15 protein-coding genes are annotated in these 15,291 nt (G+C 59.4%); 5 read left to right on the forward strand and 10 right to left on the reverse strand.

The features are described 5' to 3' along the window. Positions 1-87: 87 nt before the first annotated feature. From yajC to ACMQ11_RS03080, 3 genes are all read right to left on the reverse strand, one after another. Positions 88-408: a preprotein translocase subunit YajC gene (yajC, locus tag ACMQ11_RS03070; protein WP_418991200.1), complete on the reverse strand. Its 321-nt coding sequence runs from the start codon at positions 406-408 to the stop codon at positions 88-90. A gap of 75 nt (positions 409-483) precedes the next feature. Then, complete coding sequence (locus ACMQ11_RS03075) at positions 484-894, reverse strand: DUF1573 domain-containing protein (RefSeq protein WP_418991201.1); 411 nt, start codon at positions 892-894, stop codon at positions 484-486. Positions 895-898: 4 nt separating this feature from the next. After that, entirely contained in the window at positions 899-1,834 is a 936-nt protein-coding gene (locus tag ACMQ11_RS03080) for a transcription antitermination protein NusB (RefSeq protein ID WP_418991202.1), read from the reverse strand. Between the two features lie 175 nt (positions 1,835-2,009). Between ACMQ11_RS03080 and ACMQ11_RS03085 the strand changes: the two genes are divergently transcribed. The 4 genes from ACMQ11_RS03085 to ACMQ11_RS03100 all read left to right on the forward strand — a co-directional run bounded on the left by ACMQ11_RS03085 (position 2,010) and on the right by ACMQ11_RS03100 (position 4,720). After that, complete coding sequence (locus tag ACMQ11_RS03085; RefSeq protein WP_418991203.1) at positions 2,010-3,281, forward strand: NAD(P)/FAD-dependent oxidoreductase; 1,272 nt, start codon at positions 2,010-2,012, stop codon at positions 3,279-3,281. Continuing rightward, positions 3,278-3,790 carry a hypothetical protein gene (locus ACMQ11_RS03090; protein WP_418991204.1) on the forward strand — a complete coding sequence of 171 codons (513 nt, stop codon included), beginning with the start codon at positions 3,278-3,280 and terminating at the stop codon, positions 3,788-3,790. Before ACMQ11_RS03085 ends, ACMQ11_RS03090 begins: the two co-directional genes overlap by 4 nt. Further along, on the forward strand, positions 3,787-4,341 hold the full coding sequence (locus ACMQ11_RS03095) for a cob(I)yrinic acid a,c-diamide adenosyltransferase (protein WP_418991205.1): 555 nt from the start codon (positions 3,787-3,789) through the stop codon (positions 4,339-4,341). Before ACMQ11_RS03090 ends, ACMQ11_RS03095 begins: the two co-directional genes overlap by 4 nt. Positions 4,342-4,498: 157 nt before the next feature. Beyond that, positions 4,499-4,720, forward strand: a complete 222-nt coding sequence (locus ACMQ11_RS03100; RefSeq protein ID WP_019150042.1) for a DUF2795 domain-containing protein — start codon at positions 4,499-4,501, stop codon at positions 4,718-4,720. Positions 4,721-4,787: 67 nt separating this feature from the next. Here ACMQ11_RS03100 and ACMQ11_RS03105 read toward each other — a convergent pair whose 3' ends face one another. The 3 genes from ACMQ11_RS03105 to ACMQ11_RS03115 all read right to left on the reverse strand — a co-directional run bounded on the left by ACMQ11_RS03105 (position 4,788) and on the right by ACMQ11_RS03115 (position 10,033). Further along, positions 4,788-7,142 (reverse strand): outer membrane beta-barrel protein, encoded by a 2,355-nt coding sequence (locus ACMQ11_RS03105; protein WP_418991206.1) that lies wholly within the window; start codon positions 7,140-7,142, stop codon positions 4,788-4,790. A 231-nt stretch (positions 7,143-7,373) separates the two neighbouring features. Then, positions 7,374-8,039 carry a hypothetical protein gene (locus ACMQ11_RS03110; protein WP_418991207.1) on the reverse strand — a complete coding sequence of 222 codons (666 nt, stop codon included), beginning with the start codon at positions 8,037-8,039 and terminating at the stop codon, positions 7,374-7,376. After that, on the reverse strand, positions 8,036-10,033 hold the full coding sequence (locus ACMQ11_RS03115; RefSeq protein ID WP_418991209.1) for a glycoside hydrolase family 97 protein: 1,998 nt from the start codon (positions 10,031-10,033) through the stop codon (positions 8,036-8,038). The genes ACMQ11_RS03110 and ACMQ11_RS03115 overlap by 4 nt, the downstream gene beginning before the upstream one ends. A gap of 163 nt (positions 10,034-10,196) precedes the next feature. On the opposite strand from ACMQ11_RS03115, the gene ACMQ11_RS03120 reads away from it, so the two are divergent. Then, positions 10,197-11,570: an MFS transporter gene (locus ACMQ11_RS03120; RefSeq protein WP_418991210.1), complete on the forward strand. Its 1,374-nt coding sequence runs from the start codon at positions 10,197-10,199 to the stop codon at positions 11,568-11,570. Here ACMQ11_RS03120 and ACMQ11_RS03125 read toward each other — a convergent pair. From ACMQ11_RS03125 to yut, 4 genes are read right to left on the reverse strand one after another with little or no spacing between them, the layout of a single operon-like run. Further along, positions 11,540-12,304 carry an energy-coupling factor ABC transporter ATP-binding protein gene (locus tag ACMQ11_RS03125; RefSeq protein WP_418991211.1) on the reverse strand — a complete coding sequence of 255 codons (765 nt, stop codon included), beginning with the start codon at positions 12,302-12,304 and terminating at the stop codon, positions 11,540-11,542. The two genes, ACMQ11_RS03120 and ACMQ11_RS03125, sit on opposite strands and share 31 nt — an antisense overlap. 6 nt (positions 12,305-12,310) lie before the next feature. Next, positions 12,311-13,120, reverse strand: a complete 810-nt coding sequence (cbiQ, locus tag ACMQ11_RS03130; protein WP_418991212.1) for a cobalt ECF transporter T component CbiQ — start codon at positions 13,118-13,120, stop codon at positions 12,311-12,313. Beyond that, positions 13,117-14,103 (reverse strand): energy-coupling factor ABC transporter permease, encoded by a 987-nt coding sequence (locus ACMQ11_RS03135; RefSeq protein ID WP_418991213.1) that lies wholly within the window; start codon positions 14,101-14,103, stop codon positions 13,117-13,119. Before ACMQ11_RS03135 ends, cbiQ begins: the two co-directional genes overlap by 4 nt. A 12-nt stretch (positions 14,104-14,115) precedes the next feature. Further along, entirely contained in the window at positions 14,116-15,279 is a 1,164-nt protein-coding gene (gene yut, locus ACMQ11_RS03140) for an urea transporter (RefSeq protein ID WP_418991214.1), read from the reverse strand. Positions 15,280-15,291: the final 12 nt, after the last annotated feature.

Consider the following 15,291-nt stretch of genomic DNA (forward strand, 5'->3'; position numbering starts at 1 on the left):
AAAAGGGGGTAATTTTAAGAGGCGCTTAAAAATTCCCCCCCCCTCGGCAGTGCCGTTTTCGTGCGCCCGTAGACGCTGTTTATCCGACTACTGGCGTTGCAGGTCGCTGTTGTCCGCCACGACCATGTTCTTGTCGATACGCAGCGTTACGTTGCCGTCCACCTCGATCAGGAGCGTGGTCTCCTTGATCTCCTTGACCACGCCGTAGATGCCGCCGGCGGTGATGACCTTGTCGCCCTTTTTCAGCCCCTCGCGGAAAGCCTGCATGGCCTTGCGGCGCTTGGCTTCGGGACGCCACATGAAGAGCCAAAGGACCAGCACCATCAGGCCGATCATGATGATGAAACTGTACTGCTGCATGAATCCCGGCTGGGGTTCGATGGGAGCCGCCTGAAGAAAATTAATCATATTCTTTCGTTTTTTGAATGTTTGCCGAGCGGTTAACGCTGCAAAGATAGGAATTATTGGCGGAAATGCAAGACTTTACTCGATTTCCGCTTCGACAAACAACCGCAGGGGACGCGGAGCGCCCGAAAGGGTCAAATCGACGGTCTTCAATTGCCAGCCGTGCTGGCCGCGCGAGTCAAAGAGGAGCGTCAGCTGCCGCGCCTGGCCCGGCGCAATCGGCTCGGAATCAAATTCCAAAGTCGTGCATCCGCAGTTGCGGGCATATGTGACGACGGCCACGGGCCGCGAGGCGGTGTTCGAGAGCCGGAAGCCGAGCGAAGCGATTTCGCCCGAACCGAGGCGTCCGAAACGGATGGTGTCCGTGCCGCCCGCGGTGAGAATCGAGTCCGTGAGCGTGATAATCCGGCCTTTGTATTCCCTCGGCGCGGGCCGCTGGCGGCAGGCGGCGCAGAGCAGTACAAGCACTGCGAGCGAAAGCGCACGCATGACGTCAGATCAGACCGCGGCCTGATTTCTCGATGCGTCCCTCCTCGGTGAGCGACTCGACGATCTTGTCCAGTACGCCGTTGATGAAAGTGCTGCTGCCGGGCGTGGAGTAGTATTTCGAGATTTCGATCCACTCGTCGAGGGTCACCTTGACGGGAATCGAGGGGAACGACGTGAGCTCAGCCATGGCCGTGCCGATGATGAGGTTGTCCATGAAGACGATGCGCTCCACATCCCAGTTCGCAGTGAATTTTTCGATATATTCCTGATAAGCGGCATAGTTGACGAGCGACTTTTCGAAGAGCGTGCGGACGAACTCGGGGTCCTCGTCGCTCTTGAACTTGCTGCTCACCCGCAGTTCGGTGTGCGACGGTCGCAGGTTGGAGAGCGTTCTGAGGATCATCATGACGATATAGGGCAGGTCGTCGCTCCACAGGATCGACATCTCCTCGAGCACCTCGTCCAGCGGCTCGCAGTTCTGCAACTCCTTGAAGAACGTTTCGAGCAGTTTGCGGTCGTCGTCCAGCGAACGTTCCTCGCGCTGCATGTAGTCGCGGAAATAGTCGCTCTCGGCAAGTTGCGCATAGAGGGTGCGGATCAGCTCTGGATAGCGGGCCCAGCCCAGTTTTTTGGCGGCGACGCAGTCGTTCACCGAATCGCTGTTGGCGATGATCCGGATCACGGCGTTGTCTACGAATTTGCGGTTGGGGTTGAGGTCCTCGAATGTGGGCAGCTTCTTCTGGCGGGCCATCTCCTGACGCTGCTCGGCATAGCGGGCCAGTTCGACGGGGAGGATCAGTATCTGGAAATAGAGGTCGTAGGCTTTGTCCACGGACGCCATGAGCGTCTTTTCGGAGGTGATCAAGTTGTCGGCGCCCGATTTGAGGTGGGCGAACAGCGCCTTGACGACCTTGATACGAAGTAATCTTCTGCTTAACATATTTTCGAGAACGTTTTAACGGGCGCAAAGGTAAGGATATAAATTAAAAATGAAAAATTAAAAATGAAAAATGGTCTGTATGGCAAATCGTTTCCGGTACTTGGCTGCCGTTTTGAAATTTTTAATTCTTAATTTTTTAATTCTTCATTTTAATTCTTCCTATCTTTGCACCCGTATGGAACAGATCGAGGAAAAACAGCCTTTCGACGTGATCGTCGTCGGTGCGGGTGCCGCAGGCATGATGGCTGCCGGCACGGCGGCGCAGGCGGGTAAGCGGGTGCTGCTGCTGGAAAAGATGGACAAATCGGGCCGCAAGGTCCGCATCACGGGCAAGGGGCGCTGCAACGTGACGAACGCGCGCCCGGCCGAGGAGTTCGCATCGCAGGTCCGCACCAACGCCGTGTTTTTCGCCCCCGCGTTCGCCGAGTTCAACAATCGCTCCACGATCCGCTTCTTCGAACGGGCCGGCGTGAAGCTCGATATCGAGCGCGGCGACCGCGTCTTTCCCAAGAGCGGCAAGGCCTGGGACATCGCCAATGCCCTCCTGGCCTACTGCTTCGAGAACGGGGTCAAGATTCTCTACGACACGCGCGTAACGCAGATCATGACCTTGGGCGACAAGGTGTTCGGTGTCCGGTATGTCAACAAACGGGGCTTCGAGCGCAAAGAGGAGTGTGCGCAGGTGATCCTCACCACGGGCGGCGTCTCCTATCCCGCTACGGGTTCGACGGGCGACGGATACGCCTTTGCCGCCGACCTGGGACATACCATCGAACCGCTCCGTCCCTCGCTGACGCCGCTCGTCTCGTCGCATCCCCGGATCGGAAACCTCGACGGACTGCTGCTGCGCAACGTCAAGGCCGTGCTTCTGATCGACAACGAACCGGTGCGTGAAGAGTTCGGCGAGATCGGCTTTTCGGAGCGCGGGATCGAGGGGGCCGTGGCGCTCCGGATGAGCCGCGATGCCGTGGATGCGCTTATCGACGAACGGGATGTGAAACTCACGCTCGACCTCAAGCCGGCCCTTACCGCGGAGATACTGCGCGAGCGCATTGCCCGCGAGATCGCCGAAATGGCTCCTACGGAGTTCTTCGGGGAGTTGCTGCGCAAACTGGTTCCCAAACCGCTGGTCATGCTGCTGGCCAATGAGCTGGAGATTCCGCCGAGAAACTACGTTTCGAAACTTACCGAAGACCGGATCGAACGCCTGATCGCTGCGCTCAAGTGCCTGACGTTCCCCATCACCGACTATGCCCCGTTCGAATATGCCGTCACCACGGCAGGCGGCGTGCGCTGCGACGAGGTGAACCCCTGCACGATGGAGTCGCTCAAGGTCAAGGGGCTCTATTTCGCCGGCGAGGTGCTCGATCTGGACGCCAATACGGGGGGCTACAACCTCCAGATCGCCTTTTCGACGGGCCGGCTGGCCGGAATGCTTAAAAAATGAAGCTCGGCGGACACATCCTCCGGGTCCGGCTCGCGGGCCGTGTGGCGGAACTCCGCAACCGCTTGTCGCGTGCCCGGCATTTCCGCGGCCACGGCGTCCACTCTCCCTTTGTTTACGACATTGTGCGCCATGTTTTGATGCGCAGCGATTTACTGCCCGGGGATCGGTCACTCTACCGTGCGTTGCTGGAGCGGGGCGTGGCTCCGCGCCGTGCCGTGCAGTTGCAGAATCTGGCGATTTACTGCGGCCTGCACACGTTTGGCCTGGATCGTGCAGGGGCCGATCTTTGCATATTGACGCGCGAACTGCCGCGCAGGGAGACGCTGGCCGCAGTACGGGCCGCTGCCCGATCGGGCAGCACCGTGGCGATTCTGGCGCCCTGCGAGGGGATCGTCCGTCAGGCTTTGTGCCGGCAGATCGTGGCATCCCACCGCTCCACCACGGTGGATAACCGGGGTTATCTGCTGCTTTTCAACAACCACTTGCCGAAACAACATTTCAAGTTATGAAAGTATATACCAAGACCGGAGACCAGGGCATGACGTCGCTCGTCGGCGGCGAGCGGGTCTTCAAGACCGACGAGCGGGTCGAAGCGTACGGCTCGGTGGACGAATTGTCGGCTTTCGTGGCTCTCTTGGCCGACAACCTGCGGACCGATCCCTCCCTGAAAGCGTATGCGGACGACCTGAGCCGCATCCTCTCGCGGCTGATGACCGTCGAAGCCCTGCTGGCCTGCGGGTCGTCGGGCTGCGAGCATGTTCCGTCGTTGTCGCCCGCATGCGTCGCCTGGCTCGAAAGCCGCATCGACGCGATGCAGGCTGCGCTGCAACCGCTCGACCGCTTCACGATTCCGGGCGGCCATGCATCCGTTTCGTTGTGCCACGTCTGCCGCACGGTTTGCCGTCGGGCGGAACGCGCCGCGCTGCGTGCCGACCATCGATACGGAGTCGATGCGACTGCGCTGGTTTGGCTCAACCGCCTTTCGGACTATTTCTATCTTCTGGGGCGCACGCTTACGGCGCACTATGGAGTGGAGGAAGTGTTGTGGATAGCCGAATGAATAGACGCTCAGCCAGTTGTGTGAAACAGGCGTATGTTTTCCCTTTTTTTCTTTGGATTTCTCGTTTTTTTTATACTTTTGCAAATCGGTCGCAGCGGGATTCTGCCTGTGAAAGGCATGTAAACTGCTGAAATAATGGACATAAAAAATTAGGCATATGTATTGGACACTTGAATTGGCGTCGAAGCTCGAAGATGCACCCTGGCCCGCAACGAAAGAGGAGCTGATCGATTATGCGGTGCGTTCGGGAGCACCTCTCGAAGTGCTCGAAAACTTGCAGGAGATCGAGGACGAAGGAGAGATTTACGAATCGATCGAAGATATTTGGCCCGACTACCCCTCCAAAGACGATTTCTTTTTCAACGAGGAAGAATACTAACGGTATCAGTTACAGCAAAGCGGCTCGGTTGGAAAACCGAGCTGCTTCTGTATGAGGGCTGTACCTGTCACCTGCCATCCGTTGCAGTCGCCTGTTGCAGTTTGCTCTTTTCGGGTGCGATCAGGTTGTCGTTGCTGTCCTCGATGCTGGAGCGCATGGGCTGCCGACGCCGCTGCGCCTGACCGAAGCGGTAGGTTACGCGGAATCCGACGTAGCGAATATGCTCCCGCAGGTTCACCAGGTTGCTCGAGTAGCCGATGCCCTCCGTGAATGTTTTGATCTTCAGTCTCTTGTGTAAAGGGTTGTTGTAAGTTACGACGATGTTGAGTTTTTTCTTGAAGAGATTCTGATGCAGGCTGATCGAGCTGTCGAAATAGCCTTTCGTCTCACTTTGCAGTGTCAACTTGTTCTCGTTGTAGCCCACCTGAGCGTAAACGTAGCTCTGTTTCCAAAGTTCGACCATTGCTGAAATTGTCCCGCCATAAGAGAACCCGCTTCGGGCAGGCATCCCGTTGCGCGGGTCGATGTCGATATACGAACTGTTGAGTTCGAGACCGATGTTGCTGATCTGCGAGAAATAGTATCCGGTCCAAAGCATGAGCCTGCTGTCGCGGTAGCGGCCGATGTTTTGGTAGGTAGTTTCGTATTTTCCGGCGCTGTTCAGAGCGGTAAAGGTCTGCATGTCGTTATTGCTCCAGTTGTGCCGTCCCATAAGCAAGAAGCGGTATTTTGGGCGTGCAATGTTGAAATTCATAAAGATAGAGTGTGTGACTACGCTCTTCAGATCGGGATTGCCGTAGCTGACCCGGTCGGGATCGCTGTCGTCGACGAACGGATCGAGGACGCTCGAACTGGGCCGCTCGATCGTTTGCGAATACCAGACCGAAAAGCGTATCCCTTTTTTTGAATAGCCGACGTTGATATGGGGAACGGCATTGAAAAAGTCGTGCTTGTTGTCGGTGCGGCGGGTGTCGACCCGGTTTTTCATCCGGTCGGACATGGCATCGAACTGACCGCCAGCCCCTGCATAAAAATTTTTTAACGTGATCATGTAGCGTGCGTATCCGAACAGAATCTGCTGCGTGTAATCCGTCTGTCCGTCGATCCGGGTGGGTGTGTCGGGATCGGTCCAAGAAGCGCTCAGATTGTCGTCCATGCTGTTGCGGTAGGTGTATCGCAGTCCGGCCTGAATCTGGTGCTTCTTGCTGATCGTATTGTCGTAGTCGACCGAAGCGCTGTGCTGGCGGGTGGTGCCGCTGCGGTCGAGGCGGTAGTCGCGGTCCGCGTAATCCAGCATGCCACGGTAGGCGGAGGACTGATCGCTGCGGTTCTCGGAATCGGCGTATTTGTACTCCACCGACAGGATATGGTCCGGGCGGGAGAAGAGGTGCTGGTAGAGAAGCCCGCCCGAGTAGGAGTACTCTTTCGAATTCAAAAAGTCCGAGCCGGCATATTTTCGTGTCTCGGTCAGAGCGGCATCGAAATCCGTCCGCAGGTTGTCCACCTCGCTGCCGGAGCGGTGGGTGTCGTACGAAAGGGTCAGATTGAGAAGGTTGCACGTGTCGATTTCGTAGACCATATCGAGCGATACGGGAAGAGTCCGATCCCGTTTCGCATCGTGCAGCGTCATCTCGGTCAGGCGCCGCGTACCGCTTTCCGTGTTCAGAAACTCTTCGGTGCTGCGGAACGGATTGACCACGTTGTCGGCATAGCTGACCAGAGCCGATGCGGTGAATTTACCCGCCGTACCCATCAGGAAAAGATTAGGACTGTAATTGCCCCGGGTGTTGGCCGTCATGCCGACCGAACCGGTGAAGAGACGCGAAAAACTGCGGTCGAACACGATATTGATCGTACCGGCATTGCCGGGCGAGTTGCTGTACCGGGTCGAGGGACCGGTCGAAACTTCGATCTGCTTGATGACCGCGGCGGGGAGCGAGTTCAGAATATTTTTCAGGTTGCGGGCATAGAATTCCGATTTGCGGCCGTTGACAAGCAGGGTAAATTTTTCATCTCCCGCCAGCGTGACCTCTCCTTCGCCGTCCACCGCAAGCAGCGGCACCCGGCGCATAACGTCTACCAGCTGGCTGCCCGCGGCAATGGGGTCGGACTGGACGTTGTAGATGATTTTGTCCCGCTCCATCTCGACCAGCGGGCGGGCGCCCACTACCGAAACGCCGTCGATGGCATACGCCTGCGGCTGCAGGCGGAGCACGCCCAACTCTTCGGCTTCGGCCGCGAGGACGAGAGTCTGGTAGCCCACGAAACTGACGGTCACCTTTTCGACCGCCGTTCCGCTCTTCATCGACAATCGGAATTTCCCCTCCGTATCCGTTACCCCTGCCCGAATCACCGTGCTGTCACGCCCCAGCAAGACGACGGTTGCATAGGGGATGGGTGCCCCCGTGGAAGAGTCCAGCACGGTCCCGGTAAATTTCTCGGGTGTTTCCAAAGGGATTTGGGCTGTTGCGGTCCGGGCTGCAAGCAGCAACAAGAGGCAAAAGCGGGTAAAAATTTTCAGCATGATGGGGTTGCGTTTTATTCGGTATGCCGTAAAAATAGAAATAAAATGCCTGTTCCATCCATAAAAAGCTGAAAATTAAGCGCTAATGCAATTGTTGATTGCGCTTATTGTGTTTTTATTGCAATACCTCTACCGTGTAAAAATCATTTTGTAATGCCGCACCACCATCGTGTCGCGCGGTCCCATCCGGTGGACTTTCGCAAGATCGATGCTGTTTGAGTATTGATTTATCATTTCCGTATCGGTCATGCTGGCAAATCGCGTGCGGAGCTGCATCCACTCCATTTCGAAGCGGTGTTCCGAGGTGAAGCGACCCCACAGGCACTTGTGTATCATCCCAATCTGAGGATGAAAAACGTCGATGTCCCCCTCCCGCCAGCGCAGCATCCGGAACACCGGCTCTTCCATGTATTCGGGGGCTTCCGGATGGACCATCACCAGCAGGCCGTCGTGGCGAAGGATGTCAAATCCGTCCTCGCCTCCCTGTGCCCACAGCATCCGGAAATGGTCCCTGTCCGGAAAGTCGATGCGGTCGAACTGCGAGCCGTCGGGCTCGGCCCAGTAGAACAGCTCCGTGCCACCGCCCGCGGGGTATACCCGGATCGGCGTGTCGCGGAACCGTTGCATCCGGGCCGGATCGTCGACTCTTTTCCCTCCTATGTAAAACTGATAATCGGAGGCGGGTTCGATCCGGCTGAAACGCATTGTCACCGGGTAATGCAGCGGCTCGTCTTTTTCACAGGCCGTAAGAGCACTCAGGCAGAGTGCCAGGAAAGTAACGCAGCGTGTTCTCATTCCGGGATAAATGTTATGGCCTGCCCGCCGCGTGCGGCCATCTCGATCGCCAGCGTATCGGCGGAGGTTACCCGGCGCTCGGAGATCCGGTAGGCTTCGGGATCGTCCGATGTCGGATCGTCGGCATAGATCGTGGCGCGGTAGGAAACTCCCTCGCGGAGGAATCCGAGCGGCTGCCGGAGCGTCCGGGCCGAAGCGTCGGTGCCGGCTCCGAGGAAGAAACGGTCGCCCGCGCGGCGAGCCACGACGATGTAGTCGCCGATCTGTCCGTCGAGCGCCCGGGACCAGTCTGAGTCGGCGTCGAAATTGCGGAAGAACTGAAACGCCGGATGCCCCTCGTAGTTTTCCACCAGGTCGGCGGCCATTTGGAGCGGAGAGTAGATCAGCACCCAGTTGGCGATCTGGCGGGCAAGGGTGGTCTTGATCGAGCAGTGCTCGTTGTCGCCGTTCCACTTGAGCCGGCCCTTGTCGGCCTTGGCGCGCGAATAATCGATGTCGAAAATCCCCGGCGTGTAGTCCATCGGGCCCGAGAGCAGGCGCACGAATGGCAAAGTGCAGAGGTATTCCGCCGAGTTACCCTCCGACCAGGCGTTCCACTCCATGCCCCGGGCTCCCTCGCGGGTCATCATGTTGGGCCATGTGCGGCGAATGCCGGTCTCCTTGATGGGTTCGTGCGCATCGAGCATCAGCTGGTATTTCGCAGCCGTTTCGACTACCCGCTGGTAGTGGCGCACGCCGTACTGCGAATGGTGCTTGTAGCCGCCCTTGAATCCGCCTGCATAACCCGTCTTGAGCGTATGGACGCCCAGTTCGGCATAGCGCTTCATGGCGCGTTCCATTGCGGCTTCGTATTCAGGGATGTTGCCGCCCGTCTCGTTGTGCATCCATAGTTCGACGTCTTTTTCGCGGGCGTAGTGGGCGATGCGTTCGAGGTCGAAATCGGCATAGGGTTCGATGTAATCGAAATGCTGGTTGCCGCCCCAGTTCTCCCAGCCGACGTTCCACCCCTCGAACAGTACCCCCTGGATTCGATTGGCTGCCGCAAAATCGATATGACGCAGGGCGTTTTCTGTGGTCGCTCCGTGGCGCGGACCCATCGTCCAGGTCTGGGTGCCCAGGTGCATGCCCCACCAGACACCCACGTATTTCTGCGGTTTGATCCACGACGTGTCGGCGATCTTTGAGGGTTCGTTTAGGTTGAGAATCAGGGCCGAATTGATGAGGTCGACCGGCTTGCGGCCTATCTGCACGGTCCGCCAGGGCGAAATGAACTCCCCGCCTTTGCGGACTCGCACGCCATCGGGCCACGGAGCCAGCTCGGCCTTGAGCTCTTCGCCGCTGCGACGGAGGGTCATCTCAGCGAAATCGTACAGCGCGGCTTCGTGGATGCTGCCGTAGAGCCCGCCCGGCGTGCGGAACGTAAAGGGCGTGTTGGCGTCGGCTATTTCCGCTACGGGCAGTTCGCGGTATGGCAGTTCGTAGGTCTCGAAATTTCCGGGTATCGACCACGACATGCCATCGCCGGCGAGCCGGAACCCGGTACGCTCGTCCAGGATGTGCAGCGAATCGCACGGCGTGCGGTATTCGTAGCGGAATCCGACGCCGTCGTCGAACACCCGGAAGCGGAGCGTCAGTGCCACGCCCTCGGCGTTCTCCAGTTCGACGGCCATTTCGTTGTGGCGGTCGCGGTTGACCTTGTTCTCGCCCCAGGGCTGGCTCCACGTCTCATCGCGCGCGGTGCGGCGGACGCGTTTTATGCGGAATCCGTCCGCAAGGTTCGTTTCACGGGCTGCGAAACCCATTGCCGAAAGAGGCACGACCGCCTCTTCGAAAGCTGTAATCGAATATTGGACAGCGCCCAGGCTGTCGAGTCGGACTTTCACGGCGATGTTTCCGTCGGGCGAAACCGCCTCGGGGGCAGAGGGGGTGCAGCCTGCAATGAAGAGTGCGGACAGCAGGGCGCCCGTGAGGATAAGTTTGCTTGCGGTTTTCATGGTTCGGTAGGGTCTGGATCGTTTTTAACCGCAAATATAGCTTTTTGCATCCGGAAACCAAAAATCCTCGGAAGAAAAAAGCGAGCAAGAGCCGCAGGGCGTATGGCATATTTTTTGGCCTCAAAGGGAAAACACAGAAAAGATGGTCGGTAAAAAAGTCGATATGGATACGATGCCCCTCCGCTGGGGCCATTTTCGGGTGCTGATCGTCGCTTCGCTGGGGCAGGTGCTGGGCGCCGGACTGGCCACGCTGGTGGGAATCATCCTGCCGATGATCCAGTTGCTGCGCCACGCCGAACTGTCGTCGCTGGCACAGGGCGCTGTCGCGTGTACGAGTCTTGTCGGTATTATGGTCGGTTCGGTAATTTTCGGTGAGTGGAGCGACCGAAAGGGCTACCTCCTTTTTTTCCGGCTCTGTCCGCTCGTTGTGCTGGCTGCGTCGCTGCTTGCGTTCTTAGCGGACAACCTGGCGGGGCTGGTCGTCGGGCTCTTCCTGATGGGGCTGGGGATCGGCGGCGAATACAGTCTCGATTCGGACTACATTTCGGAGATCATGCCCCGGCGCTGGCGGCTGATGATGGTCGGCGTGGCCAAAGCCTCCTCGTCGGTGGGTAATATCGTGGTGGCGGGCATCTCTTTCTTTCTGCTGAGCAGTTGGGACGATCCCCGGCTGTGGAACCGCCTGCTGCTGCTCGTTTCGGTTTTCTCCCTGGCCATGTTTCTCAGCCGCATCCGCTTCGAACAGAGTCCCGGCTGGCTCTTCGCACGCGACCGGGACGGCGAAGCGGAGCGCGCCGTGCAGTACTTTCTGGGTAAGGATGTCGAGATCAACGAGCTGCGAAATCGCCCGCGGCGCAAGGACACGCCGAAAGTGGGGTGGAGCGATCTGTTTCGCCGCGGAAATATCAAAAAAGTGCTGTTCAGCGGCATTCCCTGGGCCTGCGAGGGGGTAGGGGTCTACGGGATCGGCGTGTTCCTGCCCGTGCTGATTCTGGCGCTCGGGCTGGAGAGCGTCTCAGAAGCGCCGTTTGCCCGGATCATACACTCGGTGCAACTGACCACCTATATCAATCTCTTCATCCTGCCCGGTTTCGTGCTGGGGCTCGTGCTCGTCAACCGCTGGTACCATGTGCGCACCCAAACCTGGGGTTTTCTGCTCTGCGCCGCGGGAATGGCGCTGCTGCTGGCGGCTTACGAGCTCCATTGGCCCGTCTGGATCGCCGTGGCGGGATTCATGCTTTTCGAACTGTTCCTCAACGCGGGGCCGCACCTGATGACTTTCATCATTCCGCCGCAAATCTACTCCGTGGCCGAACGCGGCGCGGGGGCGGGGCTGGCCGCAGCGTTCGGTAAACTGGGCGCCGTTGTCGGCGTGCTGTTCATCCCGATGCTGCTCGAATGGGGCGGTGCCGGGCTGGCGCTGCTCGTCACGATCGCCACGCAGCTGTTAGGCGCTCTGATAACGGCCGTTGTCGGACACAAGGTGCTGCCGAACCGCGGCAGCGGTTATCGTCCCGAACTGCGGCACGACCGCTGACCCGGCTGCTCCATCCTGCAGGGGCGCTCCAGTCCGCATGCTTCGAGCAGTTCCGTATCGTTGAAAACGGAGCGTGTCGTACCATCCGCGACGATTCGTCCGCCCTGCATCGCCAGTGTGCGCGGACACAACTCCCAGACCAGCTCCATGTCGTGCGTGGCCACGAGCATCGTATGGCTGAAGCGGCCCAAGAGTTCGATCGTCTGCCGCCGCGCCCGCGGGTCGAGATTGGCCGTAGGTTCGTCGAGCACCAGGATCGAGGGGCCCATCGACAGCACGGTCGCTATCGAGACGCTCTTTTTCTGCCCGCCCGAGAGGTGGTAGGGCGACTGCTTGCGCAAGCCCAGGGCGCCGACCGCTTCGAGCGCTTCCACGACGCGGCTCTCGATCTCCCCGGCCGTCAGTCCCATATTCGAGGGGCCGAACGCCACGTCCTCCTCGACCGTCGGCATGAAGAGTTGGTTGTCCGGGTCCTGAAACACCAGTCCGACCGACTGGCGAACCAGGTTCACGGTCTTTCGCGTCAGGGTGATACCCCCTACGACGACCTCGCCCGACGAGGGCATCAGCAATCCGTTGGTATGCAGCAGGAGGGTCGATTTCCCGGCGCCGTTGGCGCCTACCAGTGCGACTTTCTCTCCGTGGGTGATGCACAGCGATACGCCCCCGAGGGCTTCGAAGCCGTTGGGGTAGCGGTAATGCACGTCGTTGAACCGGAGGTAGTGGTGGCTCATGCGGTTTCAGTTTAGGAGTGCGGAAAGGGTCTCTACGGGTCGGAACACCCGCATGGCGAACAGTACGGCGCTCCATGCCGCGAGGAACAGTGTATCGCGTCTATTCCAGGCCGGCAGGTCGTAGATTCCTGCCGGGATGCAGCCCCTGAAACCGCGCGCGAGCATGGCGCATCCGATCCGTTCGGAGCGCTCGAACGAACGGATCAGCAGTTGTCCGATCATCGTACCCCACACTTTCAGCGGATAGGAACCCCGGCCGAAACTGCGGGCGTCGCGGGCCCGCTGCATGGCCAGCGCCTCTTCGATCAGCACGTACAGATAGCGGTAGACGAACAGCAGTTGCGTGGTAAACAACGCCGGCACGCCGAGCCGCTGCATGCCCCGGCACATGTTGTAATAGCCCGTGCTCTGGATCAGCAAGAGCAGCGCCTGCACCGACAGGAGACCGCGCAGGATGATCGAGAGAAAAGAGATCCACCCGCTTGTTACGACGACGGAGCCGACCATGAACGCCGGCTGGCGGTCGTAGAAAAGGTTGAAGAAGCCGACGAATGCCACGAACGGCAGCACCGCCAGCGAGCGCCGGAACACCTTCCGGTAATCCAGTCCGCCCATCGCCGCCGTGAGGATCGGAAAAGTGAAATAGAGCAGCAGCTCCGACAGCCGGGTGAGCGGTACGGAGAGCATCGTGACGAGAAAGACCACCGTGACGAGGAGTTTGGCGCGCACGTCAAGACAGTGGAGCGGACTTTGCCTCAGCGCGGTCCGCTCCATTGCATCCAATTCCGACAGGACGTATTGCAGCCGGTTTTTCATGGTTGTTTCTGCCCGGCACGCATCAAATAGGACGCGCCAAAAACGGCGGCGAGAATCGCGCCGCTGCCGATGATCCCCGCCAGCGAGGTGTCGTAGTCGGGCATGAGGGCCGTTGTCTGCTGAATGCGGGCGCTCGTGCCGTGCAATCCCTCTTCGGCGGCTTCGAGGTCGGTACCTCCGGTCACCTTTTCGATCGACCACTCCAGCCCGTCCGGCTTCGACGAGGCGAGCCACGAGAACGATCCGCCGATCAAAAGCGCGGCCAGTGCGATCACGGCAAGGGCTTTTCCCAGTTTGCGCCTGCCCGGGGCCGGTTGCGTGGCGGCTTCGGCGAGCAGCTCGGGTTTGTATCGCTGCACCACGCCGATCACGGCCGCGGTGGCCAGACCCTCTCCGATTCCGATCACCAGGTGGATCGGGAGCATGAAGAGCAGAAACCGTCCCGTCGGCAGGGCCGTGATGTCCGAAAGTTCGGTCTCGAGCGTGACGGCCGCTGCGCCCAGCTCCAGCGAGACGACGCTTGCCAGGAGCGAGGCGGTCAGAATCCGTGCCGCCGAAGCGTTGGGCTTCATCAGCGGTCGGAAGACCAGCGGGTAGGCCACCAGACACGAAAGCACCGCCATGTTCAGGATATTGCATCCCAGGGCCATGAAACCGCCGTCGGCAAAGAGAAGACACTGGATCACCAGCACCGACGCAAGCGTAAGCAGCCCTGCCCAGGGCCCCAGGATCGCTGCGAGCAGAATGCCTCCTACCAGATGGCCGCTGGAACCGGTGCCCGGAATGGAGAAATTGATCATCTGGGCCGCGAAAATGAAAGCGCCCATGACCCCCATCAGGGGCAAAAGATGCTCCCGTTCGCGTCCGTTTGCCGGGCGGTCGTTCCGCTCGCGTTTTACTTTCCAGACTGCCGTTCCCAGCAGTGCCAGCGAAACGGCTCCCGTGAGGATGAATACCGGCGGGGAGACCAGTGCGTCGGACATGTGCATCGTCGGTTACCTTTTCGGGGATTCTTTACGTCGGTTTTCGCTCGAATCGTCGCTCTTCCGTCCGGGGGTTTCATCTTTTACCTCGGCACCCGGAACGATCGCCAGCGAGGTGTCCGCGGTTTGCTCTGCGGGCATCTTGATGAGCGGCTGCTGATCCCTCAGGTGCTTCTTGTTCTCGGGATACCAGTTCGAATGGTCGGGTTTCTCCTGTTCGTCCAGCTGGATATGCGGCAGGAGGAACAGCCACGTGGCGATGCAGAACGGTCCGGTCAAGGTCGCAAGACCGACCGGTTCGAGCAGCACGTTCATGCCCGCCTGGATGAAGAGCGTTACCAGAATACCCAGTATGGCCCAGAGCGCCGAGCGCCGATTGGGCTTGTAGAAGACTGTGGCCAGCGCGATGGCCGTCAGCACGGCGCTGAAGCCGTACAGCCCGTGTGCGATCTCGAATCCCGAAGCCTTGAAGATCAGGGCGACGAAGAGCGCCAGCGCCGATCCGATCGCGGCCCACAACGCAGCCCAACGGCTGCAAAGGGCCAACCCGATGAGGAAGAGAAGCCCCGTGACCCACGAATCGATCAGAAAGACCTGGGCGACGCCTTTGAGCCAGTAGACGATCAGCGATCCGAAGCGGATGTTTTCCACCGACGAGAACACCTCGGGCAGAGCCGGAACGGCCATGTGGGTGGGAGGCATTCCGTTCATGGCCCGTGCGGCCAGCAGGAACATCCAGGTTGTGAAGACGAACGGGAATGTGAACGAATTGACCCTCCAGGGCGCCATGACGTTGTTGAAGCCCGTGCGTACCCAGGTTGTCAGGGCCGCGCAGAGAATCAGCGCCAGCCACATCCAGATGGTGTTACCCAGGAACGTGGGGAAAGCACACCCGACGAGCACGCCGTTGAAGCCCCACAATCCCTGCTCGCCGTCCCTGGCCGGGAATCCGATCAGGTAGCCCGTGATCGTGGAGACGATGACGCCGACCAGCGCGCCCCAGGCCACGACGCCCAGCCCCTCGGCATAGGCGCCCCAGAAGATGCCGATGATGAACAGCAGGCCGGTCCATGCGCTGTTCTGGAACATCACCTGGCCCGTGCCGCGCAGCAGAATTTTCAGAAAATCGAACGACAGGAGGTTCATCCCGTTCGACATTGTAATCGTGTTTGCCATATTCAAAAGTTT

This window comes from Alistipes sp. (genome assembly GCF_048465575.1).
Taxonomy (GTDB): Bacteria; Bacteroidota; Bacteroidia; order Bacteroidales; family Rikenellaceae; genus Alistipes.